This is a genomic window from Galbibacter pacificus (assembly GCF_029603165.1).
In the GTDB taxonomy this organism is placed as follows: domain Bacteria; phylum Bacteroidota; class Bacteroidia; order Flavobacteriales; family Flavobacteriaceae; genus Galbibacter; species Galbibacter pacificus.
Map to the genome: position 1 here is coordinate 1 of NZ_JAQSVC010000006.1, position 26,382 is coordinate 26,382.

The 26,382-nt window shown below is 40.1% G+C and carries 21 protein-coding genes, 2 tRNA genes and 1 pseudogene; 19 read left to right on the plus strand and 5 right to left on the minus strand.

The window, feature by feature from the left end:
- From PSF86_RS14845 to PSF86_RS14895, 11 genes and pseudogenes are all read left to right on the plus strand, one after another.
- Positions 1-1,445: pseudogene (locus PSF86_RS14845) on the plus strand (hypothetical protein); the annotation flags it as partial.
- A gap of 29 nt (positions 1,446-1,474) precedes the next feature.
- Complete coding sequence (locus PSF86_RS14850) at positions 1,475-3,724, plus strand: Ig-like domain-containing protein (RefSeq protein WP_277900886.1); 2,250 nt, start codon at positions 1,475-1,477, stop codon at positions 3,722-3,724.
- Positions 3,725-3,744: 20 nt separating this feature from the next.
- A complete protein-coding gene (locus PSF86_RS14855; protein ID WP_277900887.1) occupies positions 3,745-4,692 on the plus strand; it encodes a PorP/SprF family type IX secretion system membrane protein in 948 nt (315 codons plus the stop codon).
- Positions 4,693-4,895: 203 nt separating this feature from the next.
- Positions 4,896-5,432: an isopentenyl-diphosphate Delta-isomerase gene (gene idi, locus PSF86_RS14860; RefSeq protein ID WP_277900888.1), complete on the plus strand. Its 537-nt coding sequence runs from the start codon at positions 4,896-4,898 to the stop codon at positions 5,430-5,432.
- Entirely contained in the window at positions 5,429-5,836 is a 408-nt protein-coding gene (locus PSF86_RS14865; protein WP_277900889.1) for a 6-pyruvoyl trahydropterin synthase family protein, read from the plus strand. The genes idi and PSF86_RS14865 overlap by 4 nt, the downstream gene beginning before the upstream one ends.
- Positions 5,837-5,866: 30 nt before the next feature.
- A complete protein-coding gene (locus PSF86_RS14870; RefSeq protein ID WP_277900890.1) occupies positions 5,867-6,835 on the plus strand; it encodes a type I phosphomannose isomerase catalytic subunit in 969 nt (322 codons plus the stop codon).
- Between the two features lie 47 nt (positions 6,836-6,882).
- Positions 6,883-7,158 carry a hypothetical protein gene (locus PSF86_RS14875; RefSeq protein ID WP_277900891.1) on the plus strand — a complete coding sequence of 92 codons (276 nt, stop codon included), beginning with the start codon at positions 6,883-6,885 and terminating at the stop codon, positions 7,156-7,158.
- A gap of 104 nt (positions 7,159-7,262) precedes the next feature.
- Positions 7,263-7,336 (plus strand) — tRNA-Thr (locus PSF86_RS14880).
- Positions 7,337-7,506: 170 nt separating this feature from the next.
- Complete coding sequence (locus tag PSF86_RS14885) at positions 7,507-8,121, plus strand: MarC family protein (RefSeq protein ID WP_277900892.1); 615 nt, start codon at positions 7,507-7,509, stop codon at positions 8,119-8,121.
- Positions 8,122-8,227: 106 nt separating this feature from the next.
- The gene (locus PSF86_RS14890) at positions 8,228-8,665 is read left to right on the plus strand and encodes a hypothetical protein (protein ID WP_277900893.1); all 438 of its coding nucleotides are present in this window, start codon (positions 8,228-8,230) and stop codon (positions 8,663-8,665) included.
- Positions 8,666-8,783: 118 nt separating this feature from the next.
- Positions 8,784-9,221: a hypothetical protein gene (locus tag PSF86_RS14895; protein ID WP_277900894.1), complete on the plus strand. Its 438-nt coding sequence runs from the start codon at positions 8,784-8,786 to the stop codon at positions 9,219-9,221.
- Between the two features lie 137 nt (positions 9,222-9,358).
- Here PSF86_RS14895 and PSF86_RS14900 read toward each other — a convergent pair whose 3' ends face one another.
- The 5 genes from PSF86_RS14900 to PSF86_RS14920 all read right to left on the minus strand — a co-directional run bounded on the left by PSF86_RS14900 (position 9,359) and on the right by PSF86_RS14920 (position 19,056).
- Positions 9,359-10,090, minus strand: coding sequence for a DUF4369 domain-containing protein (locus PSF86_RS14900; RefSeq protein ID WP_277900895.1), 732 nt, complete (start codon positions 10,088-10,090; stop codon positions 9,359-9,361).
- Positions 10,091-10,139: 49 nt separating this feature from the next.
- Complete coding sequence (locus tag PSF86_RS14905; protein ID WP_277900896.1) at positions 10,140-11,405, minus strand: DUF819 family protein; 1,266 nt, start codon at positions 11,403-11,405, stop codon at positions 10,140-10,142.
- A gap of 178 nt (positions 11,406-11,583) precedes the next feature.
- On the minus strand, positions 11,584-13,044 hold the full coding sequence (locus PSF86_RS14910) for a glutamate synthase subunit beta (protein ID WP_277900897.1): 1,461 nt from the start codon (positions 13,042-13,044) through the stop codon (positions 11,584-11,586).
- A gap of 1 nt (position 13,045) precedes the next feature.
- Positions 13,046-17,566, minus strand: a complete 4,521-nt coding sequence (gene gltB / locus PSF86_RS14915) for a glutamate synthase large subunit (protein ID WP_277900898.1) — start codon at positions 17,564-17,566, stop codon at positions 13,046-13,048.
- Positions 17,567-17,913: 347 nt separating this feature from the next.
- A complete protein-coding gene (locus PSF86_RS14920; protein WP_277900899.1) occupies positions 17,914-19,056 on the minus strand; it encodes an acyl-CoA dehydrogenase in 1,143 nt (380 codons plus the stop codon).
- 85 nt (positions 19,057-19,141) lie between these two features.
- Between PSF86_RS14920 and PSF86_RS14925 the strand changes: the two genes are divergently transcribed.
- From PSF86_RS14925 to PSF86_RS14960, 8 genes are all read left to right on the plus strand, one after another.
- A complete protein-coding gene (locus PSF86_RS14925; RefSeq protein WP_277900900.1) occupies positions 19,142-20,200 on the plus strand; it encodes an anhydro-N-acetylmuramic acid kinase in 1,059 nt (352 codons plus the stop codon).
- Positions 20,201-20,264: 64 nt separating this feature from the next.
- Entirely contained in the window at positions 20,265-21,491 is a 1,227-nt protein-coding gene (locus PSF86_RS14930; protein ID WP_277900901.1) for a Glu/Leu/Phe/Val dehydrogenase dimerization domain-containing protein, read from the plus strand.
- A 30-nt stretch (positions 21,492-21,521) separates the two neighbouring features.
- Positions 21,522-22,886: a sodium:proton antiporter NhaD gene (gene nhaD / locus PSF86_RS14935; protein WP_277900902.1), complete on the plus strand. Its 1,365-nt coding sequence runs from the start codon at positions 21,522-21,524 to the stop codon at positions 22,884-22,886.
- Positions 22,887-22,940: 54 nt separating this feature from the next.
- A complete protein-coding gene (locus tag PSF86_RS14940; RefSeq protein WP_277900903.1) occupies positions 22,941-23,630 on the plus strand; it encodes a MotA/TolQ/ExbB proton channel family protein in 690 nt (229 codons plus the stop codon).
- 81 nt (positions 23,631-23,711) lie between these two features.
- Positions 23,712-24,098 carry an ExbD/TolR family protein gene (locus tag PSF86_RS14945; RefSeq protein ID WP_277900904.1) on the plus strand — a complete coding sequence of 129 codons (387 nt, stop codon included), beginning with the start codon at positions 23,712-23,714 and terminating at the stop codon, positions 24,096-24,098.
- Between the two features lies 1 nt (position 24,099).
- Complete coding sequence (locus PSF86_RS14950; protein WP_277900905.1) at positions 24,100-24,990, plus strand: energy transducer TonB; 891 nt, start codon at positions 24,100-24,102, stop codon at positions 24,988-24,990.
- A gap of 5 nt (positions 24,991-24,995) precedes the next feature.
- Positions 24,996-26,204, plus strand: coding sequence for a bifunctional folylpolyglutamate synthase/dihydrofolate synthase (locus PSF86_RS14955; protein ID WP_277900906.1), 1,209 nt, complete (start codon positions 24,996-24,998; stop codon positions 26,202-26,204).
- Positions 26,205-26,273: 69 nt separating this feature from the next.
- Positions 26,274-26,351, plus strand: a tRNA-Val gene (locus PSF86_RS14960).
- The last annotated feature ends 31 nt before the right edge of the window (positions 26,352-26,382 follow it).

Consider the following 26,382-nt stretch of genomic DNA (forward strand, 5'->3'; position numbering starts at 1 on the left):
AACTGAGCGGCAACGAGCTGAAGATCACGAACAACCCATCTGCGACGCCGATCGATTTATCGGGCTACATCAGCAGCGACGACCAGAATTTGGAATCTGCAACGTTGGGCACTGACAATATATTGAGCCTTGGCATAGAAGACGGGACGGGAGTGACGGTAGACCTGTCGCCCTTGGACGAATCGGCGGAAGTAATGGCACTGGACGTGCGCGTTACCGCTAACGCCAACGGCATAGCAGATAATGCAACGGACATCACCGCCAATGCAAACAGTATCGCAACGAACACAACGAACATCACCGGCAACGCCACGAATATCGATGCCAACAAGACGGCCATAGAATCGAACGATGCCGATATAGCGGCAAACGCCACGGCGATCAGCGACCATATAGCCGCCGATAGTGATCTGGACGATAAGAACGAGTTACAGGACCTATCGATATCTGGGAACACATTGACCATTGAAGGCGGGAACAGCGTGACCCTGCCCTCTGCGGATGGAACGGAGACAAAGATAAACGCGGGCACAGATATGAGCATAACGGGCACCGGCACTGTTGCCGACCCCTATGTGGTCAACAGTACCTTTACGGAGGTTGACGGGAGTACCAGCAACGAAACGGTGACGGGGCTAAGCTTTGATGGAAGCGTGATAACCTTGTCAGAAGGCGGGAATACCGATAAGACCGTTGACATAAGCGGTGTGAGCACGGACGACCAAACGGCCTCCGAGGTATCGTTTACACCAACGGCAGATGTTGCCAGCAACAATGTACAGGGTGCCATTGAAGAAGTTCAGGCAGATTTAAATTTAGCAAAGTCACAGGCCAATACTTCTATCTCCAATTTGCAAACGGAAATAGACGCAAATGAAACTGCAATAAGCAATCATATTACCGCTGATAAAGATATAGATGTTAGCAACGAACTTCAGGATTTAAGTTTAAGTGGAAATATTTTAACATTATCAACTCCTAAGACATCAGGAAATCAAGTTGATTTAGCAAGCATAAACACCGACGACCAGAATGCTTCTGAAGTGGAAATCGAGTCTGACGTAGATGGGGATGGTATTGCAGAAACGAATGTAGACGATGCGATAAATACTATAACCAAAGTAACCTCAAAAGCAGCTAGGATTTTCTATCCGCCTTCAATTGCTATAGATGCATCTATTGTTTCACCAGTAAATACAAAGGATTTGTATAAAGAGTACGTAGATCAATATGGAATGACAATTACATCATCGGCAAAAAGTAGTAGCGCGCCTGCAAAAATTCCAACATATACAAAAACAGAACTTTATTATTATGTAACGTATTATGATCCTGCTGTTTTTGAAAATGTATCAATTAATGATAATGGAGTTATGACATACGGTATTAAAGCAGTTCCAACGGATTACAATACGCTTATCAATGTGGTATTTGTAGTTAAATAATGTTTGATATAATTTTTAAAATAAAAATTTTGAAACATCAAAATAGACATATCAAACAACTGGTGCTTGGGCTCCTCCTTTTGGTTGGATACCAAGTAAGTGCACAATTTGTCTTGCAGGCACCAGAGAGCAATCCGGAGGATGGAACCATAAGCAATTACCACTGGTATGTGCTAGATGGGGAATCTAAAACCGAATTGGGCAGCGACCCTACACAACAGGTTTTTATCCCTGGCGTGTACTTTGCCACTTATGATGGAACAAAATGTGGGAAAAATGCAACGAGCTATTTTATTGTAACCTATTGTAACGAACCTAAAAATTCGGTAACCTTAAATATAGAGAATAGCGTAAGTGCAAATGCATCGGTAAGCTGGAACCAGGGAATTGCCAATGGCAATTTAAACCCTTCTGTTACAGCTACAAAAGATATAGAAGAGTATATTGCTACCGTAACAAAGGCCGGATATAGCAAAAAACTGCCTACGTTTAAGGTGGTTTGCCTGCAAGAAGAGTTTGAGCTTGTTGATGACGTGGTTGCCGAAGTGGCTACCGCTGGTACCGAAATTAATATGTTGGATAACGATGTGGCCATTCCTTCAATTGGGATGATTACTTTTTCAAGCCCTTCAAATGGTTCGGTTAGTATTGATAAGAACGGAACGCCAATGGACCCAAGTGATGATATATTGATATATGTTCCCGGAAGCGATTTTAATGGGGTTGACAGTTTTACGTATACGCTTACGTTAACAAATTCTGATAATACGGAAATGACCGATACGGCTACTATTTCCATAAACGCTATGTTGGCACAAAACGATGCCTTGGTAGTCGAGGAAGATAGCGGTTCGGGACCGTCAAACCAAATAGATGTTAGCTTGAACGATAATATAGGGAGCCTTGGCGGGGACGATAATAATTATCAATTAACCGCCAATGCAAGTCATGGTGTGGTAATTGAAATTGTAGATGGGGTTTTTGAATATGTTCCGAATGCAGATTTTAACGGGATGGACAGTTTTACATATACACTAATAGACCATAACGGGAATTCGGTCGAAGCCAATGTTTCTATTGAAGTAACCCCGGTAAATGATGCCCCGATAGCAGAAAATGATACGTTCAATAGCATTTCCAATACGGAGAGCACGCTCGACATTATTTACAATGATAGGGATATCGATGGAGATGAATTATCGGTTCAAAGTTATACCGATCCCCAACACGGTATTTTATCAGAAGAAAATGGAAAATTGATCTATTATCCCGATCTTGATTTTGTAGGGCAAGATACCTTTACTTATGTTATAACCGATGGCAATGAAATATCAAACACGGCCGAAGTTATAATAAATATTAAGCCCGGGACCCGGAGCATTGTTTTGATCGACGACGAAGTAACTACCAACGAAGACGAACCGGTGGTAATTAATGTTTTAGGGAACGACACCATTGCTTCTGATATAAATTATACATTATCGGCCACCGATAATAAAGGTACTAGTCTTAAGGTCCGTAAAGACTACACCATAGAATATACGCCCGAACCGGATTTTGTGGGAACCGTTGTTTTTGAATATACAATTACTTACACAGGGGCCGAAGGAGTAGTATACGATTTCCCGGCAAGGGTTACCGTTATTGTGCTCCCGGTTAAAGATGTTCAGGACGATTATGCAGATGTGGATTCATCAAATCAAGAAGAAGTTATAATCCCAATCTTCAATAACGATACGTTTAATCCAAATACCACTTTGGTCATAGCAGCCATTTCCAATCCGGTAAACGGAACCGTAACCGTTAATGCCAATAATACCTTGTCTTATCTAGTAGACCCAGGTTTCGAGGGGCAGGATATTTTTTCGTATACGGTACGGGTAATGCATTCAGATGGGGTAACGTGGAACGAAGAACAGGGAATGGTTACCGTAAATGTCCTACCTATAAATCCGCCTCCGCCACCTCCGGTTGAAGACGAATTAAAGGTGCATCAATTGGTATCGCCAAATGATGATGGACAGAACGATGTACTGAAGATTTATGGAATTGAAGACTTCCCGGAAAACTCGGTGAAAATATTCAATAGATGGGGCGTAATGGTGTATGAAACCACCGGATATGGACAAGGAAATAATTTCTTTAGAGGGTATTCTGAAGGAAGGGTAAGCGTACAACAAAAAGATAAACTACCTGTAGGGACATATTATTATGTGATTGATTATATTGTGGATCAAAACACAAAAAATATGGCAGGTTACTTCTACATCAATTATTAAAGATGTATAAAAAAGGAATAATGAAGCATTACAAAATATCCCTGTTATTGATGGTCGTTCTAGGTGTTAAATCGGTTTTTGCACAACAGGACCCTCAATATACTCAATATATGTACAATACCATGAGCATCAACCCGGCATATGCCGGCAGTAGGGGCATGCTAAGCGCAACGGCCCTGTACCGCAACCAATGGCTGGGGCTCGATGGCGCACCTCAAACCGAAACGTTAAACGTGCACTCCCCCATTAGGGAAAGTAAAGTAGGGGTCGGACTTTCAATAATTAACGACAAACTGGGCGAAGGCGTTACGCAAGAGACTTTTTTTGATGCCGCTTTTTCGTATACCATTCAGACCTCATACCAAGGAAACCTTTCTTTTGGGTTAAAAGTCGGTGGGAGTTTATTAAACGTAGACTTTACAAGGTTAAACCAATATGACGATGTAGAGCTTACTGGGCAAAACAATATAGACAATAAATTTTCTCCTAATATAGGTGCCGGAATTTATTACCATACCGATAATTATTATGTAGGGGTATCAGTGCCCAATATGTTAACCACAAAATATTTTGACGAGTCCAACAATTCCAACAGCTCGTCATATGTAGCCACTTCCCGTATTCATTATTATGTAATGGGCGGGTATGTTTTCGACCTAGATTACAGATGGCAATTTAAGCCTGCCGTATTAACAAAAGTGGTTTCTGGAGCACCCTTGCAAGTAGACTTGTCTGCCAATTTTTTGTATGATGAATCTTTGACCTTTGGTGTGGGGTATAGATGGGGTGCAGCGGTAACGGGAATGTTAGGGTTCCAGCTCAATGAGGCTTTGGCCGTAGGCCTGGCATACGATCGGGAGGTTACCGAACTTGGCGGCACGCAATTTAACGGTGGCACCGTAGAAGTGTTTTTAAGATATGAGTTTTCAAGAAACTATAAAAGGGTAACGACCCCAAGGTTTTTCTAAATACGTTCATTAATAACCTGAATTTTATTATTCTAAATTCAGGTTAATAGCAATACGTTTAGAACATTCAATTGAAGAATCCTGCTTTTTGGCAGGATTTTTTTGTTTTATGATATGGTTAACCATTTTTGTAGATTTGTTGAATTATTTTAGATGCCGAATAGAAGGAAAACTTCAATTTAAAATGATTTGAAAAGATGTTCATGGGAAAAGAAAAAGTAATTCTTGTTGATGAAAACGATCAGCAAATTGGATTGATGGAAAAAATAGAAGCACATGAAAAAGCTATGCTGCACAGGGCCTTTTCGGTTTTTATTTTTAATGATGAAGGGCAAACAATGCTCCAACAACGTGCAGGCCATAAATACCATTCGCCGGGCCTATGGACCAATACATGCTGTAGCCACCAACGCGAAGGAGAAACCAATGTAGATGCAGGAAAACGCAGGCTTCAGGAAGAAATGGGTTTTACCGCCGAACTGGAAGAGGTACTGTCGTTTATTTATCATGCCCCTTTCGACAATGGGTTGACCGAGCATGAATTTGATCATATACTTGTTGGGAAATACAATGGAGAACCCAATATTAACCCCGATGAAGTGGCCAGCTGGAAATGGATGTCGTTAAAAGATATTCAAAAAGACATGAAGGTAAACCCAGGAGACTATACAGCATGGTTCAAAATTATTTTTGAAAAATTCTATTCGCACATAGAAGAACAATCCGAAACAATACTATGAGGTTAAAAGTAAGTAGAAAGGCCCATTTTAACGCCGCCCACCGGTTGTACAGAAAAGACTGGAACGACGAAAAAAACAGAACGGTGTTTGGTAAATGTAGCAATCCGCATTATCATGGGCATAATTACGACCTTATTGTTAGCGTTACTGGAGAGATAGATCCTGAAACGGGGTTTGTTATCGATCTCAAGATTTTAAAAAACCTTGTCCAACAGGAAATAGAAGAGCACCTGGACCATAAAAACTTAAATATTGAGGTGCCCGAATTTAAAGACTTAAACCCGACCGTAGAAAATATTGCAGTTGTAATTTACAATCGGCTAAAGCCACATTTGTTAAAATTCGACCTCGAAGTGGTGCTCTACGAAACTCCCAGAAATTTTGTTACCTACCGAGGAGAGTAGGTTGTTTAATCAATATATCAAATACTAAAAATGAAATTATACCCATTAAAATTTACGCCCATTTTTAAAGAATATCTATGGGGAGGCACCAAACTTAAAGAAGTTCTTGACAAAGATGTAAAAACAAAAACCGCATCGGAAAGCTGGGAACTTTCTGGCGTAGAAAATAACGTGTCCGTGGTAAGCAACGGAGCTTTAAAACAAAAAACCTTACAAGAATTAATAGATACCCATAAAGGAGAATTATTGGGGGAGTCGGTATATGAACGCTTCGGAAATAAATTTCCCATCCTCATTAAATTTATAGATGCCAAATTGGATCTATCCGTACAGCTGCATCCAAACGATGCCCTGGCAAAAGAAAGGCACAATTCTTTTGGAAAAACCGAAATGTGGCATGTTATGCAGGCCGATCCCGGATCGAAACTTATTGTTGGGTTTAACGAAACGCTTACTAAAGAAACCTATTTAAAACATTTAAAGGAAGGAAAACTTTTAGAGATTTTAAACCAAGAAGAAGTAAAGGCAGGCGATACGTTTTTTATCAATACAGGAAAAGTACACGCCATAGGCTCAGGAATCCTGCTGGCCGAAATTCAGCAAACATCCGATGTTACATATCGTATTTACGATTACGAGCGTAAGGATAAAGATGGAAACACGCGGGAACTGCACACAGAGCTGGCAATAGATGCAATAGATTACCAAAAGAAAGACGATTATAAGGTTTCTTATAAAAAAGAATACAACTCGTCCAACAACATGGTAACCTGCAAATACTTTATCACCAACTACCTCAACGTAGTCGGTACTTTTGTAAAACAACTGGTAAACCGCGACTCTTTTAGTATTTATATATGCGTTGACGGTCAGGCCCAGATTACCACGGGTGATACTACAGAAAAACTAAATAAAGGGGAGACCATATTGGTTCCTGCTTCCATAAACGAAGTTAGCATAAGTGCCAAGGATGCGAAGATTTTGGAAGTTCATATCTAAAAATGCCGTATTTTTGCAAATGAGTTCGACATATTAAATAGTAAGTTATGGCAAGTATAAGAGACTTAAAACGAGATATTAACAATGTTCTGGGGGACATTATAGAAGCTGTTTACATTTGGGAAATTAGCACCAATACCTCCAATTCCAAAGAGGGCGATAAAATTATCGACGAAGCAATTGCAACTTTCGATGCACTTATTGAAAAGGTCAACGATAAAAAAGTAGACAACAGGAGCGCTCATTTAAAAGAAGTTAACAAAGAACTGGAATCCAAGGCACAATCCTTGGTAGAAAAATTAAATAAATTATCCGCAGCTTAAAAAAGTAACCTGGGATGCCATGGCACCTAAAAGGTTATTTTTTATAATAAAAAGTTTGCAAAAATGATTTTCAGAATTATATTTGCACGCTTTTTAATGCAAACGCCGATGTAGCTCAGCTGGCTAGAGCAGCTGATTTGTAATCAGCAGGTCGTGGGTTCGAGTCCCTCTATCGGCTCAAAGTGCCCTTCCATAATGGAGGGGCTTTTTTATTTTTTGCACACCGTTTTCTTTGTAATTTCTTTGTCTTCCTCTTCCACAAGATAAAGGTTTGTAGAAAACTTCTTGTATATTTATCGAGGCAAATGGCCTCACTGCTTAGCTTAATTGGTAAACACATCTATTGGAATGAACGAAATTATTACAACAATACTTTTTTTATTTGCCGTTATAGACCCGCTGGGGTCTGTACCCGTTTATTTGGAGGCAACCAAAAATTTTGACATCCTGCATAAAAGAAAAATAGCCATAAGAGCATGTGCAGTGGCCTATTTAATATTGTTGTTCTTTATCATTATTGGGCAGCTTATCCTAGAGGGAATGAAAGTTTCCCTGGATGCTTTTCAGATATCGGGCGGGGTAATTTTGTTCCTCTTTGCCCTTACAATGATTTTTGGCGAAGGAAAGCCCAACAGCGAGATAGATTCTATTAAAGATTATAAGCACGTTACCATTTTTCCTATAGCAATCCCTTCCATTGCATCGCCTGGGGCAATAATGGCAGTGGTTTTAATGACCGACAACCACGTGTATACAATGCAGCAGCAAGCCATAACAACCATATTGGTGCTGGTGGTAATTGCCATAACATGTGTATTGTTGCTTGCGGCAAACCATATACAAAAAAGAATTGGTGCCTATGGAATATCGGTAATTAGTAAAGTAATGGGGCTAATCCTTGCCGCCTATGCCGTACAGAGTATCCTTACGGGGTTAAGAGACTTTTTCGTGGTGCTTAAATAAGGTTTCCCGCCTTCATCTTTATGGGGGTACTTATAAAGACTTCATTTTAAACTCTAATTTATATAATGTATCTTAGGGGGAATAATTCATTTAAAATAAAAGAATTATGGCTCAAAAAGAAACCGATTATATACCTATTTGGTTTTGGATTATAGCTCTATTTGCCTTAGTGTGGAATTTAATGGGCGCGGGCTCTTTTATAGGGCATATTAGCATGTCTCACGAATCTTTGCTGGCCCTGCCCGATACCGAACGGAAATTGCTAATGTCTTACCCGACATGGATTGAAGTTGTTTACGCACTGGCTGCTTTTACCGGTGTTTTGGCAAGTATAGGGCTTTTGTTAAGGAAAAAATGGGCAAAATTACTTTTTATTATTTCATTAATAGCGGTAACCGTACAAATGGTCTATAGCATTATTGCCGTTACTTCTTTAGAGACCTTTGGCCCCGAAGCGGTTATCCTGCCCGTATTTATAATTCTGGCTGGTATTTTTCATGTATTTATATCCCGTTATGCTATTAAAAAAGGCTGGCTGAATTAATTTTTTTGTGAAATAATCACGAAAATCGATATACTATTTCAAAGAGGTTCTGCTGATGCATATGTTACAGGGAATAAAAATTGTATTTTTATAAGGCAAACCAATTAAAACATATCTTATGGCTAATCAATTATCAACCAAAATACCTTGGTGGTTTTGGTTCGTTGCAATACTTGCCCTATTATGGAACTTTATGGGTGTTGGTGCTTTTATATCAGATGTTACCATGACAGACGAAGCTTTACAGGCGCTACCGGACGCACAAAGGGAACTTTACGAGAATAACCCTATGTGGACCAAAATTGTATATGGAATAGCAGTATTTGGCGGTTTACTGGGAAGCATAGGCCTACTGGCCAAAAAGAAATGGGCAAAACCCATTTTTGTAGTTTCCCTCATTGCCATTTTTATTCAAATGGGGTACAGCTTGTTTATAGCCAAAACCCCCGAAGCATATGGCTCTGTGGCATATATCATGCCCGTACTGGTAATACTTATAGCTGCTTTTCTTATTGCTTTTTCCAATAGGGCCATAAAACGTGGATGGCTTACTTAATAAAACCTATCCGTTGTGGTTTTTTACATGTCCCGATAGGTTGTATAACGTATCCATTGGAGTTTTTCACCGGGCGGGTGTATTTTTTAACGTATCCAAATGGTTTTTGAGGTGTTTTTGGTTGTGGAAACCTATTTTTACTGAACAGAGTCTTTTGTAGATGTTTGCGGTTGTGCTTTAATATCACCAATATACTTGGCGAGCATTTTCCCGTATTTAGATTGGGCCACCTCTGGCGTTAACAAGTTGTTTATGGAATCTAAATACTTAATGTTGGCATTGTATACATTGGCCAAAGTAATATAGGGCGCGGCATAAGAATCGGTATGGTTGAGCACAAAATTTAATGTATACAGGTATTCTCTTGTATTGTTTCTTTTGGAAACTAAATTTAGCGAATCGGCAAGTGCTGTATCCCCATCTTTTTCTGCCTGAAGGATGTCTTTTATCAATTCCAGGTTTTTACCCGAAAATTTAGAGCGTATCTTTTTGTATTCGGTCCAGGTATCGTTGCTTTTAGAACCTTCTATTGTTGCTTCGGGTGCAAAATAGTCCCTAGTGGTTTTAATGGTAATGTTGCCGGGCTCTCCAAAAAAATCCAGCCTGTCGTTAAGCAGGTTGCCATCGTTTTTATCGAGATATAAGGTAAAAACCTCGGGGCTTTCTATGGAAGTTGAAAAGCTAAAGTTTGAATTTCCGTCAATTTCAATAGAATCGAGCGTAACTAGCGTACTGTCGTTAATTTTTTGAAAATATAAAGTCCCTTTTCGTAAACCGTCAACTGTTCCGTTAACGGTCATATTATTTTGTTCTTTTCCGCAGGAAACAAAAACAGTGGCTATAATTGAAGCAATAAGTAATCGGTACATGTTTGTTTTTTTTCTGAAGGGCAAATATGCATAAATCTTATAAAAATTACTACACTTTAGATGCCAATTCCATTAAATAAGCACAAAATATTGCGCCATAGGTACCCACAGCGTAACCAAATACGGCCAACAAAACCCCAACGGTAGCCAAAGATGGATGAAACTCGGCGGCAACTACAGGAGCCGAAGCTGCCCCGCCCACGTTGGCCTGGCTCCCCACGGCCAAGAAAAAATAGGGGGCTTTTATAATTTTTGCCACAACCAACAGCAACAGCGCATGGATGCTCATCCACACCAAACCAATGACAATAAGACCGGGATTGTCGAATATTTTAAAAATGTCCATTTTCATACCAATGGTGGCCACTAAAATATAGATACATATGGAACCGAATTTGCTGGCTCCGGCACCTTCATAATTTTTAAATTTTGTAAACGAAAGTCCGATCCCGATAAGGGTGGCAATAGTAATCATCCAAAAAAACTGCGATCCAAACGATGCCAAGGCACTGGTCTTGTCGCTCACGACATGAAAGTTCGACGTTAAGAAATCTGAAATGTTACCGGCGCCCCAATGTGCAATGCCAACAGCAACAAAGGCAATGGCCAAAATCATGATATAATCAGATAGGGTGGGGGTGCGCGTAATGCTTTCGGTAAAGGCAATTACTTTATTTTTTAGGTCGTCTATCGCGGTATTGTCTGCCTTTAACCATTTATCGATCTTGTTGCTCTTTCCAACCCCGAGCAGTACCACGGCCATCCAAAGGTTGGCAACCACGATATCTACCAGTACCATTCCGCCATATTTTTCGGGATTGTATTTAAAAATTTCAAGCATTGCAGCCTGGTTTGCGCCGCCGCCTATCCAACTTCCGGCCAATGTGGCCAATCCTCTCCAAACAGCATCTGGACCAACGCCGCCAACAGTATCTGGCGAAACTAGGGAAATTAACAAAATGGCAATGGGCCCGCCGATTACTATTCCTATGGTTCCCGTAAAAAACATAATCAATGCTTTTGGTCCAAGGTTAAAAACAGCCTTTAGGTCGATACTTAACGTCATTAATACCAACGATGCGGGCAATAAATACCTACTGGCCACAAAATATAAATTGGAAGTTTCGTCAGAGATAATACCGAAGGAATTAAAAAGGGAAGGCAACAAATAGCACATAAGTACAGATGGTACCACCTTATAAAATTTGTTCCAGAAACCTGTTTTTATGGCCGAGGTGTAAAAAACAAAACCCAAGCATAGCATAATGATGCCAAATACAATGGTGTCGTTTGAAAATACGGGAGAATCTTGCATTGATTAAAATTTTCGGGAAAATACGAAAATGAAAACAAATAGCAACACCAACGATTCTTTTAAAGCAAATAGCCGACTTGAAATACATCAAGTCGGCTATGTCCCTAAACTAATAAAAATAAATATTTAACTCGCTAAACAAAACCTCATAACCTGAGGAATCTATATGGATATGCGGTTATGCAGCGGGCAAATCTCCTTTTTCCTTTATGGGAAGGGAAGAGGACCCCATTAAAAATTTATCTACATGATGTGCGGCTTCCCTTCCTTCGGAAATGGCCCACACAATTAACGATTGCCCCCTGCGCATATCTCCGGCCGTAAAAATATGCGGGATATTGGTCTGGTAATTGCTATCGCCTTTTATATTGCTTCTGTAATCGGTTTGTAGCCCTAATTGTTCGCTTAAAGTTGCTTCTGGCCCCGTAAAGCCAAGTGCCAATAGGGCAAGTTCGCATGGCCATTCTTTTTCGGTACCATCAATTTCTTGCAACTGCGGACGTTCTCCGGGAATTTTAACCCATTTAACTTCAACGGTTTTAATGGCTTTTAAGTTTCCTTCCCCGTCTTTTATAAATTCTTTGGTTAAAATACTCCAGTTACGTTTTACGCCTTCTTCATGAGAAGAACTTGTTTTTAACGTAAACGGCCAGAAAGGCCATGGGTTTTCTTCTGTACGCGATTCGGAAGGAATTGGCATAATCTCAAAATTAGTAACCGAAGCAGCACCATGACGGTTAGAAGTTCCTACACAGTCGGAGCCCGTATCGCCACCGCCAATTACAATTACGTTTTTTCCTTTGGCATGTAGAGCTTCGGTAGGTTCTTTAATACCATCTACTACTTCGTTGTTTCTTTTTAAGAATTCCATAGCCTGTACCACGCCATTGGCATCGGCACCGTCTATAGGGAGCGGCCTTCTTTTGGTAGCCCCGCCACAAAGTACAACGGCATCAAATTCATTAAGTTTTTCGGCATCGTAATTTTTACCAACGTGCACGTTGGTTTTAAATTCAATCCCTTCTGCTTTAAGAATGTCCACACGGCGGTCTATTACCTTTTTCTCCAATTTAAAATCTGGGATTCCATACCTGAGCAGGCCACCCACTTTATTGTCACGTTCAAAAACGGTAACGGTATGCCCAGCCCTGTTTAATTGTTGGGCTGCGGCAAGCCCTGAAGGGCCAGAACCTACAACTGCAACTGTTTTTCCGGTGCGGTTTTTGGGCGGGTTTGGTTTTATCCATCCTTCTTTAAATCCGCGTTCTACAATATATTTTTCAATAAGTTCGATGGAAACGGGAGGCTGGATAATCCCTAGTACGCATGCCGATTCGCACGGGGCAGGGCATAGGCGTCCTGTAAATTCGGGGAAATTGTTGGTGGCATGGAGTATTCGTAATGCCTTGTCCCAATCGTTTTTATAAACCGCGTCATTAAAGTCGGGTATTAAATTTCCCAAGGGACAACCACTATGGCAAAACGGAATCCCGCAGTCCATACAGCGTCCACCTTGTTTGTTTAATTCTTCGGTATCGAGTTCTTTGGTAAACTCGTTGTAATTTTTCACACGTTCATCAACAGCAATAGTATCTTCGCCGCGTCTATCGTATTCTAAAAATCCTCTAAGTTTTCCCATTTTATGCTGTTGTTAATTGTTTAACTTCTTTTTCTTGTTTTGCCAGCATTTCCAGTGCTTTTTTATATTCTGTTGGCATTACTTTAATAAATTTCTGGCAGTTTTTATTCCAATCGGCCATAATGCGTTTTGCCAACGGGCTGTCAGTATACTTAATATGTTCGGCAATTAAGTTTTTCAATTCAATTTGGTCGTTGTCTGAAAGTTCTTCCAGTTCCACCATTTCCATATTGAAGTTGTTGGTATCCAATGCGTTGTCTGGATTATAGATGTATGCAATCCCACCGCTCATTCCTGCTGCAAAATTTCTTCCTATTTTGCCCAGGATAACAGCAACACCGCCGGTCATATATTCGCATCCATGGTCACCAATACCTTCTACAACAGCTTTTGCACCAGAGTTTCTTACTAAAAACCGTTCTCCGGCAATACCGTTTATGTATGCTTCTCCGGTTACGGCGCCATACATGGCAACATTACCGATAATTATGTTTTCTTCAGGTTTAAAAGTGGATTCTTCGGGAACTTTTACTACTAATTTTGCGCCAGACAATCCTTTTCCAAAATAATCGTTTGTATTACCGTTTACCTTCAAGGTAAGGCCTTTTGTGGCAAATGCGCCAAAACTTTGGCCTGCGGAACCTTTAAAGTTTAAAGTTAAGGTGTCTTCGGGCAGCCCGTTTTCTCCGTGTATTTTTGATATTTCGTTACTTAAAATTGCACCGGTTGTCCTATTTATATTGGTAATAGGGAAATCCAAGCTCATTTTTTCTTTTCGGTACACGGCCGGGTGTGCTTGGCTTAAAATATCAAAATCGAGCACATTTTCCAGTTGATGGTCTTGCTTTTCGGTATTATGAAGCTTGACATGCTCTGAAACCCTTGGTTTGTACAGTATGTTTGAAAGATCTATTCCTTGTGCCTTGTAATGCTGAATGGCCTTGTTCATGTCTAATTTCTGACTTTGACCCACCATTTCATCAATCGACTTAAAGCCTAGGTCCGCCATAATTTGACGTAGTTCCTGAGCGATGAAATACATAAAATTAATAACATGCTCCGGTGTGCCCTTAAAGTTTTTGCGCAATTCGGGATCTTGGGTAGCAATGCCCACCGGACACGTATTGAGATGGCAAGCACGCATCATGATGCAACCTGACGCTACCAATGGAGCTGTTGCAAAGCCAAATTCTTCGGCACCTAGTAAACAGGCAATGGCCACATCGCGCCCAGTTTTAAGCTGTCCGTCGCATTCCATTACAATTCTGCTTCTAAGGTCGTTGAGCACCAAAGTTTGTTGCGCTTCGGCTATACCTAGTTCCCAAGGTAGTCCGGCATGGCGCAGGGAAGTTAATGGTGAAGCTCCGGTTCCTCCGTCGTAGCCGGAAATTAAAACCACATCGGCTTTTGCTTTTGCAACTCCGGCCGCAATGGTACCAACACCCACTTCAGAAACCAGTTTAACATTTACCCGGGCTTCCCTGTTGGCGTTTTTAAGGTCGAATATTAATTGCGCCAAATCCTCAATAGAATAAATATCGTGGTGTGGCGGTGGTGAGATAAGACCAACGTAAGGTGTGGAGTTTCTCGTTTTTGCAATATCCGGATTTACTTTTGGTCCGGGTAATTGACCACCTTCGCCGGGCTTGGCCCCTTGGGCCATTTTTATTTGAATTTCCTGCGCATTGGTTAAATAGTTAATAGAAACCCCAAAGCGCCCAGATGCTACTTGTTTAATGGCACTGTTTCTCCAGTTCCCGTTAAGGTCCTTGTGAAAACGGTCTGGGTTTTCTCCTCCTTCGCCAGAATTGCTTTTCCCTTTAATACGGTTCATGGCAATGGCCAGATTTTCGTGCGCTTCTTTACTAATGGAACCAAAAGACATGGCCCCGGTTTTAAAACGCTTTACAATTTCTGTCCAAGGTTCTACCTCTTCAAGCGGAATCGGGTTTAATTCCTTAAAATTGAACATTCCCCTTAATGTCATCAAGCGTTCGCTTTGCTCGTTGATCATTTCGGAATATTCTTTGTAACTACTGTACTTATTGGTTCTTACGGCCTGTTGAAGCTTGGCAACCGTGGTTGGGTTAAACATATGGCGCTCGCCATTTCTTCTCCAGCGGTAATCGCCCCCGATCTCTAAATCAAGGTTAGATAAATCTTCGTCGTTTGTATAGGCTTTGGCAAAGCGTTTTTGAATTTCCTTTTCAATTTCGTAAATACCAATACCTTCAATACGAGTTGTGGTATTACAGAAATATTTATCGACAAACTTTTTGTTGAGGCCGAGCGCTTCAAATATTTGCGCACCGCGGTAGGAATGCAGGGTAGAAATCCCTATTTTGTTCATAATCTTAACAATTCCTTTTCCTATGGCCTTGTTAAAGTTGATAATGGCTTCTTCAAAAGAGGCGTTTATTTCTCCGTCGGCTACCAATTTGGCAATTATTTCGTTTACCATATACGGATTGATGGCACTTGCGCCATATCCGAATAAGAGGGCAAAATGATGAGGTTCCCTTGGTTCGGCAGATTCAATAATAATTCCTACGGAAGATCTTTTTTCTTTCTTTTTAAGTGCATGGTGTACATGAGAACATGCCAAAGCTGAAGGAATTGGTGCCATGGTGCTGGACACGTTCCTATCTGAAAGGATAATTATGTTGCAATTTTCCTCATCGATAGCGGCACAGATTTCGTCCACCATTTCGTCTAAACGTGCTTCAAGGCCATTCAACCCTTTATTGATGTCATAAAGGATTGAAATTGAAACGGCCTTAAAGTCCGGGTGGTTAATATATTTAATTTTATCCAGGTCTTCGTTGGAGATAACCGGATTTTGGATTTTAAGTTTTTTACATTGCTCGGAAACTATGTCGAAGATGTTCCTGTCGCCACCAATTGACAAACTGATATCGGTTACAATTTCTTCGCGGATACCGTCTAATGGCGGATTTGTTACCTGCGCAAATAATTGTTTAAAATAGTTGAAAAGCAATTGTGGTTTATCAGACAATACAGCCAATGGTGTATCTGTACCCATAGAACCAATAGCTTCTTTTCCAAGGGTGGCCATTGGGGTAATTAGGGTTTTTATGTCTTCATTGGTATAGCCAAATAGCTTTTGCCTTGTTAAAAAGGCTTCTTTCTCGACAGGAGTTTTATTACCGGTATAAGCAATTTTTGCAAGTGGCAATAGGTTTTTGTCTAGCCAGTTTCTATAAGGACGTTTGGTTACGATACTTTCTTTAACTTCTTCATCGCCGATAATCCTTCCTTCGTTCATGTCTACCAAAAACATACGCCCCGGTTCGAGTCGGCCGTGCAATTCAACATTGTCCGGTTTTACATCGATAACTCCGGTTTCAGACGACATAATTACATATCCATCCTTGGTAACGGTATACCGGGAAGGCCTTAATCCGTTTCGGTCCAACAGGGCGCCAATATAATTTCCGTCGGTAAACGGAATAGAGGCGGGCCCGTCCCAAGGTTCCATAATACATGAGTTGTATTCGTAGAAAGCTTTTTTGGTATCGGACATCGATTGGTGTTTCTCCCATGCTTCGGGAACCATCATCATCATAGCTTCGGGAAGCGATCGACCCGTTTGTAGCAGAAGCTCCAAAACCATGTCCATGGAAGCAGAATCTGATTTTCCTTCAAGGACAATAGGCGGGATTTCCTTAATGGTATCGCCAAATATTTCGCTCTTAAAGAGTTCTTCTCTAGCCTTCATCCTACTTAAGTTACCCCGTAGCGTATTGATTTCCCCATTATGGCACATCAAGCGAAAAGGCTGTGCCAGATCCCAGGTAGGGAAAGTATTTGTTGAGAAACGCTGGTGTACCAAGGCCAACTTTGTAACTACTTCTGGTTGCATTAAGTCTTTATAATAAGTACTAATGTCTTGAGGCATTAAAAGGCCTTTGTATATAATCGTGTTGGTAGAACAGCTTGAAAAGTAAAAATATCCTGCTTCAGAGAGGTTGGAATTTAAAATGGCGTGTTCGGCTATTTTTCTTCCGGCAAAGAGTTTTGCATTAAATGCTTCTTCGCTAAGGTCTTGCCCATTTTTACCAATAAAAACCTGTTTGATAAAAGGCTCTGTTTCGGCAGCAATTTCACCAATGCAACTATGGTCTACAGGAACATCGCGCCACCCAATAATATTGAGCCCTTGTTTTTTAATGTTTTCTTCAAAAATATTGATGCATATTTGAGACTGGTTTGGCGATTTTGGCAAGAAAAGCATTCCTACCGCATATTCCTTTGGTTCGGGGATATCAAATTTACAAACTTGCTTAAAGAAGTTGTGTGGGATTTCTATTAGAATCCCTGCGCCATCACCAGTTTTGCCATCCGAGCTTACAGCTCCCCGATGCTCTAAGCGTATCAATATATCGAGGGCTTTATGGATGATATCGTTGGTTCTTACTCCATTTAGGTTACAGATAAAACCTGCACCGCAATTGTCATGTTCAAACTCCGGAGAGTATAATCCTTGTTGTTGTGGCTTCATAATTACGTGGTTTCCACAAAACTAACAAGAAACATGCGAATTTTTCAGTGTTTACAGCTAAAAAGTGTAATTAATTAGGCGTTCTGAATTATAGCTTATTAAAAATTCAATATCAAAATTTTGGGGTGGGGCAAATTATCAAATCGTTAATTCAAGGACAAAAAAATGTTAATCCCTTTAATTATAGGGGGTGCTGACATTTTTTATTTGATTAATTGATAATTTTTCAAAAAAACGAAAGGGGTTCAGTGTTTTTATTTTGCAATAATAGAAGTAACCCCTATTTTTTTAGGGGTTAGTTTGTGTATTATGTGTTTTTTATGAGAGAATTTTAAAATTTTAAACACCTATTCCGCCAAAAGACCTCTTGAAATTACAACTTTTTGTATTTCTGAAGTGCCTTCGTATATCTGGGTTATTTTTGCATCCCGCATAAGCCGTTCCACGTGATATTCTTTTACATAACCATTACCCCCGTGAATTTGTACCGCTTCAATGGCAGTATCCATGGCCACTTGGGAGGCGTATAATTTGGCCATTGCCCCAGAAAGGTCGTAATCGTGCCCGTTGTCTTTGTCCCATGCCGCTTTGAGGACCAAGTGCCTGGCGGCTTCAATTTGTGTGTGCATATCGGCCAGTTTAAAGGCTATTGCCTGGTGGTTGCATATTTCTGTGCCAAAAGACTTTCTTACTTTAGAATATTCTTTTGCAAGTTCGTAAGCACCCGATGCAATTCCGAGCGCCTGTGCTGCTATTCCAATTCTACCGCCTGCCAGTGTTTTCATGGCAAACTTAAAGCCAAAACCATCTTCGCCAATCCTATTTTCTTTGGGAACCTTTACGTCGTTAAAAATGAGCGAATGTGTATCGCTACCACGGATTCCCAATTTTTGTTCTTTTGGGCCAATCTCAAAACCGGGCATTCCTTTTTCAAGAATAAATGCATTAATGCCTTTGTGTTTTTTTTCTGGGTGTGTTTGTGCAATTACAAGGTAAACATCGGCGGTGCCCCCATTTGTAATCCAGTTCTTGGTACCATTAATAATATAATGGCCATCTTTTTCTATAGCGGTTGTTTTTTGCGATGTTGCATCACTTCCTGCTTCGGGTTCAGATAGGCAAAAGGCGCCAATAATCTCGCCCGAGGCCAGGCGCGTTAAATATTTTTTCTTTTGCTCTTCGGTTCCATAATTTTCCAATCCCCAACATACCAAAGAGTTGTTCACGCTAACGATTACAGAACAGGAAGCGTCTATTTTAGAGATTTCTTCCATGACCATAACGTAGGAAATAGTATCCATGCCGCTTCCGCCATATTCCGGGGAAGTCATCATTCCCAGAAAACCCAGTTCGGCCATTTTTTTTACTTGTTCCTTGGGGAATTCCTGTTTTTCGTCTCTTTCAATGACGCCGGGAAGTAATTCGTTTTTTGCAAAATCGCGAGCAGCTTCTTTTATGAGTAATTGTTCTTCAGAAAGTTTAAAATCCATTCTATTTTGTGATATTTTTATAAAATTTACCAAATATAATTTTAAAATGTAACATTTTCAATCATTCTTATTTATTTTTACACAGATGAAAAAGCAATACTACAACGTTGTAGGAGTGATGTCGGGCACTTCTTTGGATGGAATCGATTTGGTGAATGTTCAATTTGAAAAAAAATCAGATTGGGAGTTTTCGGTAATTCATTCAGAAACAATACCTTATAATGTCTTACTAAAAAAGAAACTAAAAAATGCAATTCATTTACAATCGGATTCATTGAAGAAACTCGATGAAGAATACACCAAATATCTGACAGAAGTAATTCTTACATTTATTTCAAAATATAAAATAATCGATATCGATTTTATAGCTTCTCATGGGCACACCGTTTTTCATGAACCCGAAAAAGGAGTTACCTACCAAATAGGAAACATGCCTTTTATGGCCAAAAAACTGAACAAAACGGTTGTATGCGATTTTCGTGTTGAAGATGTGGAATTGGGTGGGCAGGGAGCGCCATTGGTGCCAATTGGAGATAAATTGCTCTTTCCCGAATACGATTTTTGTTTAAACATAGGCGGTTTTGCCAATGTAACCACTGAAGAACAAGGAGTTTATAAGGCCTTCGATATATGTGCTGCCAATAACGTGCTGAACCATTATGTTGCAAAATTGGGTCTTGAATATGACGACCGGGGGAAAATAGCCGCTTCGGGAACATTAAACCAAAAATTATTTGCTCAATTAAATTCTTTGCCTTATTATAGCAAGAAACCACCAAAGTCTTTAGGTATAGAATGGGTAGAAAGCGAGATTATTCCAATAATCGACCACTATCCGCTTAATGTAGAAGGCATACTTCGTACCTATACAGAACATATAGCACAACAAATAAGTATGGTACTAACCAGTAAATCGACCGTATTGATTACGGGCGGCGGCGCATATAATGATTTTTTAATAAATAGGTTACGGCAAATAAGCCGGGCAAACATTATCTTGCCAGACAAAGCCATTATAGAATTTAAAGAGGCCATTATTTTTGGCCTGTTGGGCGTATTGCGCACCAGAAACGAAATTAATTGTTTAAAAAGCATAACGGGAGCTCATCGAGATCATAGCAGCGGGAAAATATACATTCCTTAAAAAAATGTAAAAATCGAGATCAGCTTTTTTAGTTTTATATATTTGTGAACACTTTAATAATTTAATGAAAGAATTACTAAAACAATACGAAGAAAAGTCCCCCGAAATTATTTTTAATTGGAAAGATCCTGAAACAGAGGCCGAAGGATGGACAGTCATAAACTCATTAAGAGGCGGCGCCGCAGGAGGCGGGACCAGAATGCGCGTTGGGCTGGATGCAAACGAAGTGCTCTCGCTGGCAAAAACAATGGAGGTGAAGTTTACCGTCTCCGGGCCAGCCATTGGCGGAGCAAAATCCGGAATTAATTTCGACCCGAAGGATCCAAGAAAAAAAGGAGTATTGGAACGCTGGTATAAAGCCGTTTCCCCATTACTGAAAAGTTATTACGGAACCGGGGGCGATTTAAACGTAGACGAAATCCACGAAGTTATCCCCATTACCGAAGATTGTGGTGTATGGCATCCGCAGGAAGGAGTTTTTAACGGTCATTTTAAACCTTCGGAAGCCGATAAAATTAATCGCATCGGGCAATTGAGGCAAGGGGTTATAAAAGTATTGGAAAACGAGAGCTATTCCCCAGACGTAAAAAGAAAATATACAGTCGCCGACATGATTACCGGTTTTGGCGTTGCAGAATCCGTAAAGCATTTTTATAATATTTATGGAGGTTCGGTAAAAGGAAAAAGAGCCATTGTGCAAGGCTTTGGAAATGTAGGTGCCGCAGCCGCTTATTACCTATCTCAAATGGGGGCAAAAATAGTAGGCATCATAGATATTAACGGAGGTGTTATTAATGAAGAAGGTTTTACTTTTGATGAAATTAGAACATTCTTCCTGAACAAAAAAGGCAATACGTTGGATCTTCCGGATATGATTCCGTTTGAAGAAATGAACGAAAAAATCTGGAAATTGCCAGCAGAAATATTTTTACCTTGTGCCGCTTCGCGCTTAATTAAAAAAGAACAGATATCGCAGATGATAGAGACAGGGCTCGAAGTAGTATCGTGCGGGGCAAATGTACCTTTTGCCGATAAAGAAATATTTTTTGGGCCCATAATGGAACATACCGACCAAAGAATTAGTTTAATTCCCGATTTTATATCCAATTGCGGTATGGCAAGGGTATTTGCCTATTTTATGGAGCGCCGTACGGAAATGACCGACGAGGCAATATTTGATGATACTTCAAGTACCATACAAAAAGCACTGCAAAATACATTTAAACACAGTGGTTCAAAAATAAATATTAGCAGCACCGCTTTTGAAATCGCTTTAAAACAGTTAATTTAGACGCAAAATATATATACTAACAACTATCCTATGGAGACAATTATTATTCTTGTATTCGTTCTTGGTTATTTGGCAATCACACTAGAACACAACTTAAAAATAGATAAATTAATACCCGCCTTGGGGATGATGGCCCTTTTATGGGCCATAATAGCATTGACGCACATGGATGTGTTTGAGGTTAATGCAGAACTTAAAGAATTGGAGGCAACCCATATAGACGACATTTTATTGCACCATCTGGGGAAAACGGCCGAAATTCTGGTTTTCTTGCTTGGCGCAATGACCATTGTTGAAATTATTGATTATTTCGATGGCTTTGCAACAATAAAAGGGTACATAAAAACCCGAAGCAAACGTAAGTTACTTTGGGTGTTCAGTATTTTGGCATTTATATTATCGGCAATTATTGACAATCTTACAGCTACCATTGTGCTAATAACCATATTGCAAAAAGTATTGAACGATAGAAACTTACGCCTATGGTTTGCCGGTATTATCGTTATTGCGGCAAATGCCGGTGGAGCGTGGTCGCCTATTGGAGATGTAACCACCACAATGTTATGGATTCAGCATAAAGTTACGGCGGCCGTGTTGATAGAGCACGTATTGCTTCCTTCAATTTTCTGTATGATTATTCCAACTTTAATCGCTTCCCGTTTAAAAATATTTCAAGGTAAAATTGATGGCGATTTTACAGAAGACATCAAAAAATCAAAATACGGTACCGTGATGCTCTATCTAGGTTTGGGCGGAATTATATTTGTGCCGATTTTTAAAACCATTACACATTTGCCACCATATGTTGGTATGATGCTTTCTTTGGCTGTAGTGGCAACTTTTGCCGAAATATATAGTAATAAAAAATTCGCTCTTTCCGGCGTTAGCGAAGATAGTGGAGACTTTCAAGGACACCACAGTCCGGTTCATCATTCTCTTTCAAGAATAGAACTCCCCAGTATTTTATTCTTCTTGGGTATATTAATGGCAGTTGCAGCGTTAGAATCCTTGGGTATGCTTTTCCATTTTGCCGAAAAAATGGATGCTGCTATGCCTATGTTGGGAACTGAATCTCATGGAGAAAAAGTGTCGGACATTGTAGTGCTTATATTAGGTGTAGGCTCGGCCATAATAGATAATGTGCCATTGGTGGCCGCCAGTATGGGGATGTTCTCTGTAGGGATGGACGACCCGGTTTGGCACTTTATTGCATATTCGGCAGGTACCGGTGGAAGTATGTTAATTATTGGTTCGGCTGCCGGGGTTGTAGCCATGGGAATGGAAAAAATAGACTTCTTTTGGTATCTTAAAAAAATAGCCTGGTTGGCATTGGCCGGTTTCTTAGGGGGTGCCGTTATATTTGTAATTATGAGAAATTTCATCTTAAACGTATAATTTTATTCTGATATTATCGTTATATACTTAACCTATTAAGCAAATTAATAATATATGATATTATTTCAAGAAGCAACCCAGGAGGTGGCTCAGGAAGCGCTTTCGGAAGAAAAAACACTGTCGGTTATAGATTTAATTGTAAATGGTGGAACCGGAAGTATTATAATTATAGCAGTGCTTTTTGTATTGCTATTTGTAGCCCTTTACATATACTTTGAACGCATTTTTGCCATAAAAGCGGCATCTAGGATTGATAAAAATTTTATGAATCAAATAAGGGACCATGTTTCTAATGGAAAACTGGAAGCAGCAAAAATTTTATGCGCCCAAACAGATTCTCCAGTGGCCAGACTTACCGAAAAAGGAATTTCCAGAATAGGAAAACCTTTAGACGATATCAATAAGGCCATAGAAAATGCAGGTACTTTAGAGGTCTATAAGCTGGAGAAAAATGTAAGTATTTTGGCAACCGTGGCCGGGGCTGCACCCATGATTGGTTTCCTTGGGACCGTAATCGGGATGATTATTGCGTTTCACCAAATGGCAACCAGCGGGGGACAGGCCGAAATGGGCCAATTGGCGGGAGGTATATACACCGCCATGACAACAACAGTGGCCGGACTTGTTGTAGGGATTATTGCATACATTGGTTACAACCATTTAGTGGTGCGCACAGACAAGGTGGTGCACAACATGGAAGCCAATGCGGTAGAATTCCTGGATCTTTTGGATGAACCCGTTTAATACTAACAACATACTTTTAAACTACATGGCCTGCTTTTCGCAAGCCATGTAGTTATTCATAAAATACCAAACATAAAACAGATGAAATTAAAAGGAAGAAATAAAGTGTCGCCGGAATTCAGCATGAGTTCCATGACAGACATTGTCTTTCTGCTTCTGGTGTTCTTTATGCTTACCTCAAATTCTCCAAATGCATTAGACTTGCTTTTGCCCAAGGCGAAAGGAAAATCAACAAATACACAAAACGTCTCTGTGAGCATCAATAAAAACTTGGATATTTTTGTTGATAATGTTAAAGTAAAATCCGAATTTGTAGAAACCGAGTTAAAGCGCAGACTAAAAGATGTAGATAAACCAACCATAATTTTACGGGCAGAAAAAAGCGTGCCTATCGATAATGCCGTTAATATTATGGATATAGCAAATCAGAACAATTACAAAGTAATATTGGCTGTAAGACCAGAATAAAATGTCTTTACTAGATACACGACATAAGAAAAAATCGTTTACATTAACCACGATATTGTTATCGTTGCTACTGTTCCTTATGTTTTATATTGGACTTTCTTACCTGGATCCGCCTATTGAAAGCGGTATTTCGGTAAATTTTGGTACGACCGACTTTGGAAGCGGGAATGTTCAGCCTAAAGAAAAAATAAAGAGTACACCCGTTGAAAAGCCAAAAGTAGAAGAACAGCCCAAGGAAGAAGTAGTAGAACCATCGGCTCCCAAAGAAGTTTCTCAAACCGAGGCAGAGGAGGTGGTTACACAGGATAATGAAGAATCGGTAGTTATTAAAAAACAAAAAGAAGCCGAAGCCAAGAAAAGGGCCGAAGAAGAAGCCGAGCGCAAGGCAAAGGCCGAAGCCGAACGCAAAGAAAGAGAACGCAAGGCCGAAGAAGAACGTGTACGGCAAGAACAGGAAGCCAAGAAAAAGCAGCTCGATGCCATGATGGGTGGACTCAATAGTTCCGACGGGACCGCAACGGGAAGCGAAGGAAACGATAACAAAGCTGGAGACAAAGGGCAACCCGATGGAGACCCTTATGCAAGCAGTTATTACGGAGGCGCAGGAAGTGGTTCGGGCGGTGTTGGGTATGGTCTAAATGGAAGAAGTTTACTTTCTAGTAATAAATTTGAGCCGGACTGTAATGAAGAAGGTAGAGTTGTAGTGGAAATAGTAGTAGATCAGTCAGGAAAAGTTATAGATGCTACGCCTGGAGTTAAAGGGTCAATAGCGGCACCTTGTTTATTGGAAGCTGCTGAAAAAACAGCAAGGTCATATAGGTGGAATGATGATGAAGAGGCTCATCCTAGGCAAATAGGGTTCGTAGTGGTTAATTTCAAACTAGGAGAATAAACAAAATGACATACGAGCAAACCCTCGATTGGATGTTTGGTAGGTTGCCAATGTATCAAAAGCAAGGTCAATCTGCTTTTAAACCCAAGCTTACCAATACCATAAATTTTGTAAAACATCTGGGCAATCCCGAGAAAAACTTTAAAGCTGTTCATGTGGCCGGCACCAACGGAAAAGGCTCCACAAGCCATATGTTGGCATCAATTCTTCAGGAAGCGGGATATAAAGTTGGACTGTATACTTCCCCACATTTAAAAGATTTTCGTGAGCGTATAAAAATCAACGGAAAAGAAATATCCGAAGAATCAGTAGTTAGTTTTATTGCCAAGAATAAAGCATTTCTCGAAGAACAATCGCTCTCTTTTTTTGAAATGACCGTGGGCATGGCGTTTCATTATTTTTCCGAAGAAAAAGTAGATATCGCTATTATTGAAGTTGGCTTGGGGGGAAGGTACGATTCTACAAATATTATTGTCCCAGAAATTTCAGTAATTACCAATATCGGGTTCGACCATACCGATATGTTGGGCGATACATTAGAAAAAATAGCTTGGGAAAAGGCCGGGATTATTAAACAAACTGTTCCGGTTGTGGTAAGCGAGTATAACGAACTTACCTATCCGGTATTTCAATCGGTAGCAATAGAAAAGGATGCTCCTATTTTTTTAGCTGAAGAAATAAAAACCGATTTTAAAAGCGACTTGCTGGGAAGTTATCAAAAGAAAAATATAAAAGCGGTAATTGCAACAATAGAGAGGCTAAAGGGGTTTACGGTAACCCAAGAGCATATAAAAAGCGGACTTTTAAACACGGTAAAAAATACAGGCCTTTTGGGAAGATGGCAAATATTGGGTGGGCACCCAAAAATAATCTGTGATACCGCGCATAACAAAGAAGGGTTATCCATAGTAATTTCTCAATTACTAACACAAAATTTTACTCAGTTACATTTAATTTTAGGTTTTGTAAAAGATAAAAACCTTGATAAAATTCTGCCACTGTTTCCTGAAAACGCAAAATATTACTTTTGTTCGCCAAAAATATCAAGAGGGCTTGATGTCGAAAAATTGCTTGAAAAAGCTACATGTTTTAACCTGAAAGGCGAAACATACAGCTCAGTTTCAGAAGCTTTACAGGCAGCCAAATCCAAGGCTTCAAAAAACGACTTGATCTATGTTGGGGGCAGTACTTTTGTGGTTTCGGAAATCATCTAAATTTTTCAAATATTTCTTTGCCGAAAACAAAAACTGTTCTATATTTGCAACCGCAATCAAGCAAATGAGGGGCGATTAGCTCAGCTGGTTCAGAGCACCTGCCTTACAAGCAGGGGGTCACTGGTTCGAATCCAGTATCGCCCACCAATTTTAGAGACTTCTATTGGAAGTCTTTTTT

Excerpts from the sequence above, each read along its gene's own strand:
- PSF86_RS14855 (WP_277900887.1), top strand. The coding sequence starts at position 3,745 with ATGAAGCATTACAAAATATCCCTGTTATTGATGGTCGTTCTAGGTGTT.
- idi (WP_277900888.1), top strand. The coding sequence starts at position 4,896 with ATGGGAAAAGAAAAAGTAATTCTTGTTGATGAAAACGATCAGCAAATT.
- PSF86_RS14865 (WP_277900889.1), top strand. The coding sequence starts at position 5,429 with ATGAGGTTAAAAGTAAGTAGAAAGGCCCATTTTAACGCCGCCCACCGG.
- PSF86_RS14870 (WP_277900890.1), top strand. The coding sequence starts at position 5,867 with ATGAAATTATACCCATTAAAATTTACGCCCATTTTTAAAGAATATCTA.
- PSF86_RS14875 (WP_277900891.1), top strand. The coding sequence starts at position 6,883 with ATGGCAAGTATAAGAGACTTAAAACGAGATATTAACAATGTTCTGGGG.
- PSF86_RS14885 (WP_277900892.1), top strand. The coding sequence starts at position 7,507 with ATGAACGAAATTATTACAACAATACTTTTTTTATTTGCCGTTATAGAC.
- PSF86_RS14890 (WP_277900893.1), top strand. The coding sequence starts at position 8,228 with ATGGCTCAAAAAGAAACCGATTATATACCTATTTGGTTTTGGATTATA.
- PSF86_RS14895 (WP_277900894.1), top strand. The coding sequence starts at position 8,784 with ATGGCTAATCAATTATCAACCAAAATACCTTGGTGGTTTTGGTTCGTT.
- PSF86_RS14900 (WP_277900895.1), bottom strand. The coding sequence starts at position 10,090 with ATGTACCGATTACTTATTGCTTCAATTATAGCCACTGTTTTTGTTTCC.
- PSF86_RS14905 (WP_277900896.1), bottom strand. The coding sequence starts at position 11,405 with ATGCAAGATTCTCCCGTATTTTCAAACGACACCATTGTATTTGGCATC.
- PSF86_RS14910 (WP_277900897.1), bottom strand. The coding sequence starts at position 13,044 with ATGGGAAAACTTAGAGGATTTTTAGAATACGATAGACGCGGCGAAGAT.
- gltB (WP_277900898.1), bottom strand. The coding sequence starts at position 17,566 with ATGAAGCCACAACAACAAGGATTATACTCTCCGGAGTTTGAACATGAC.
- PSF86_RS14920 (WP_277900899.1), bottom strand. The coding sequence starts at position 19,056 with ATGGATTTTAAACTTTCTGAAGAACAATTACTCATAAAAGAAGCTGCT.
- PSF86_RS14925 (WP_277900900.1), top strand. The coding sequence starts at position 19,142 with ATGAAAAAGCAATACTACAACGTTGTAGGAGTGATGTCGGGCACTTCT.
- PSF86_RS14930 (WP_277900901.1), top strand. The coding sequence starts at position 20,265 with ATGAAAGAATTACTAAAACAATACGAAGAAAAGTCCCCCGAAATTATT.
- nhaD (WP_277900902.1), top strand. The coding sequence starts at position 21,522 with ATGGAGACAATTATTATTCTTGTATTCGTTCTTGGTTATTTGGCAATC.
- PSF86_RS14940 (WP_277900903.1), top strand. The coding sequence starts at position 22,941 with ATGATATTATTTCAAGAAGCAACCCAGGAGGTGGCTCAGGAAGCGCTT.
- PSF86_RS14945 (WP_277900904.1), top strand. The coding sequence starts at position 23,712 with ATGAAATTAAAAGGAAGAAATAAAGTGTCGCCGGAATTCAGCATGAGT.
- PSF86_RS14950 (WP_277900905.1), top strand. The coding sequence starts at position 24,100 with ATGTCTTTACTAGATACACGACATAAGAAAAAATCGTTTACATTAACC.
- PSF86_RS14955 (WP_277900906.1), top strand. The coding sequence starts at position 24,996 with ATGACATACGAGCAAACCCTCGATTGGATGTTTGGTAGGTTGCCAATG.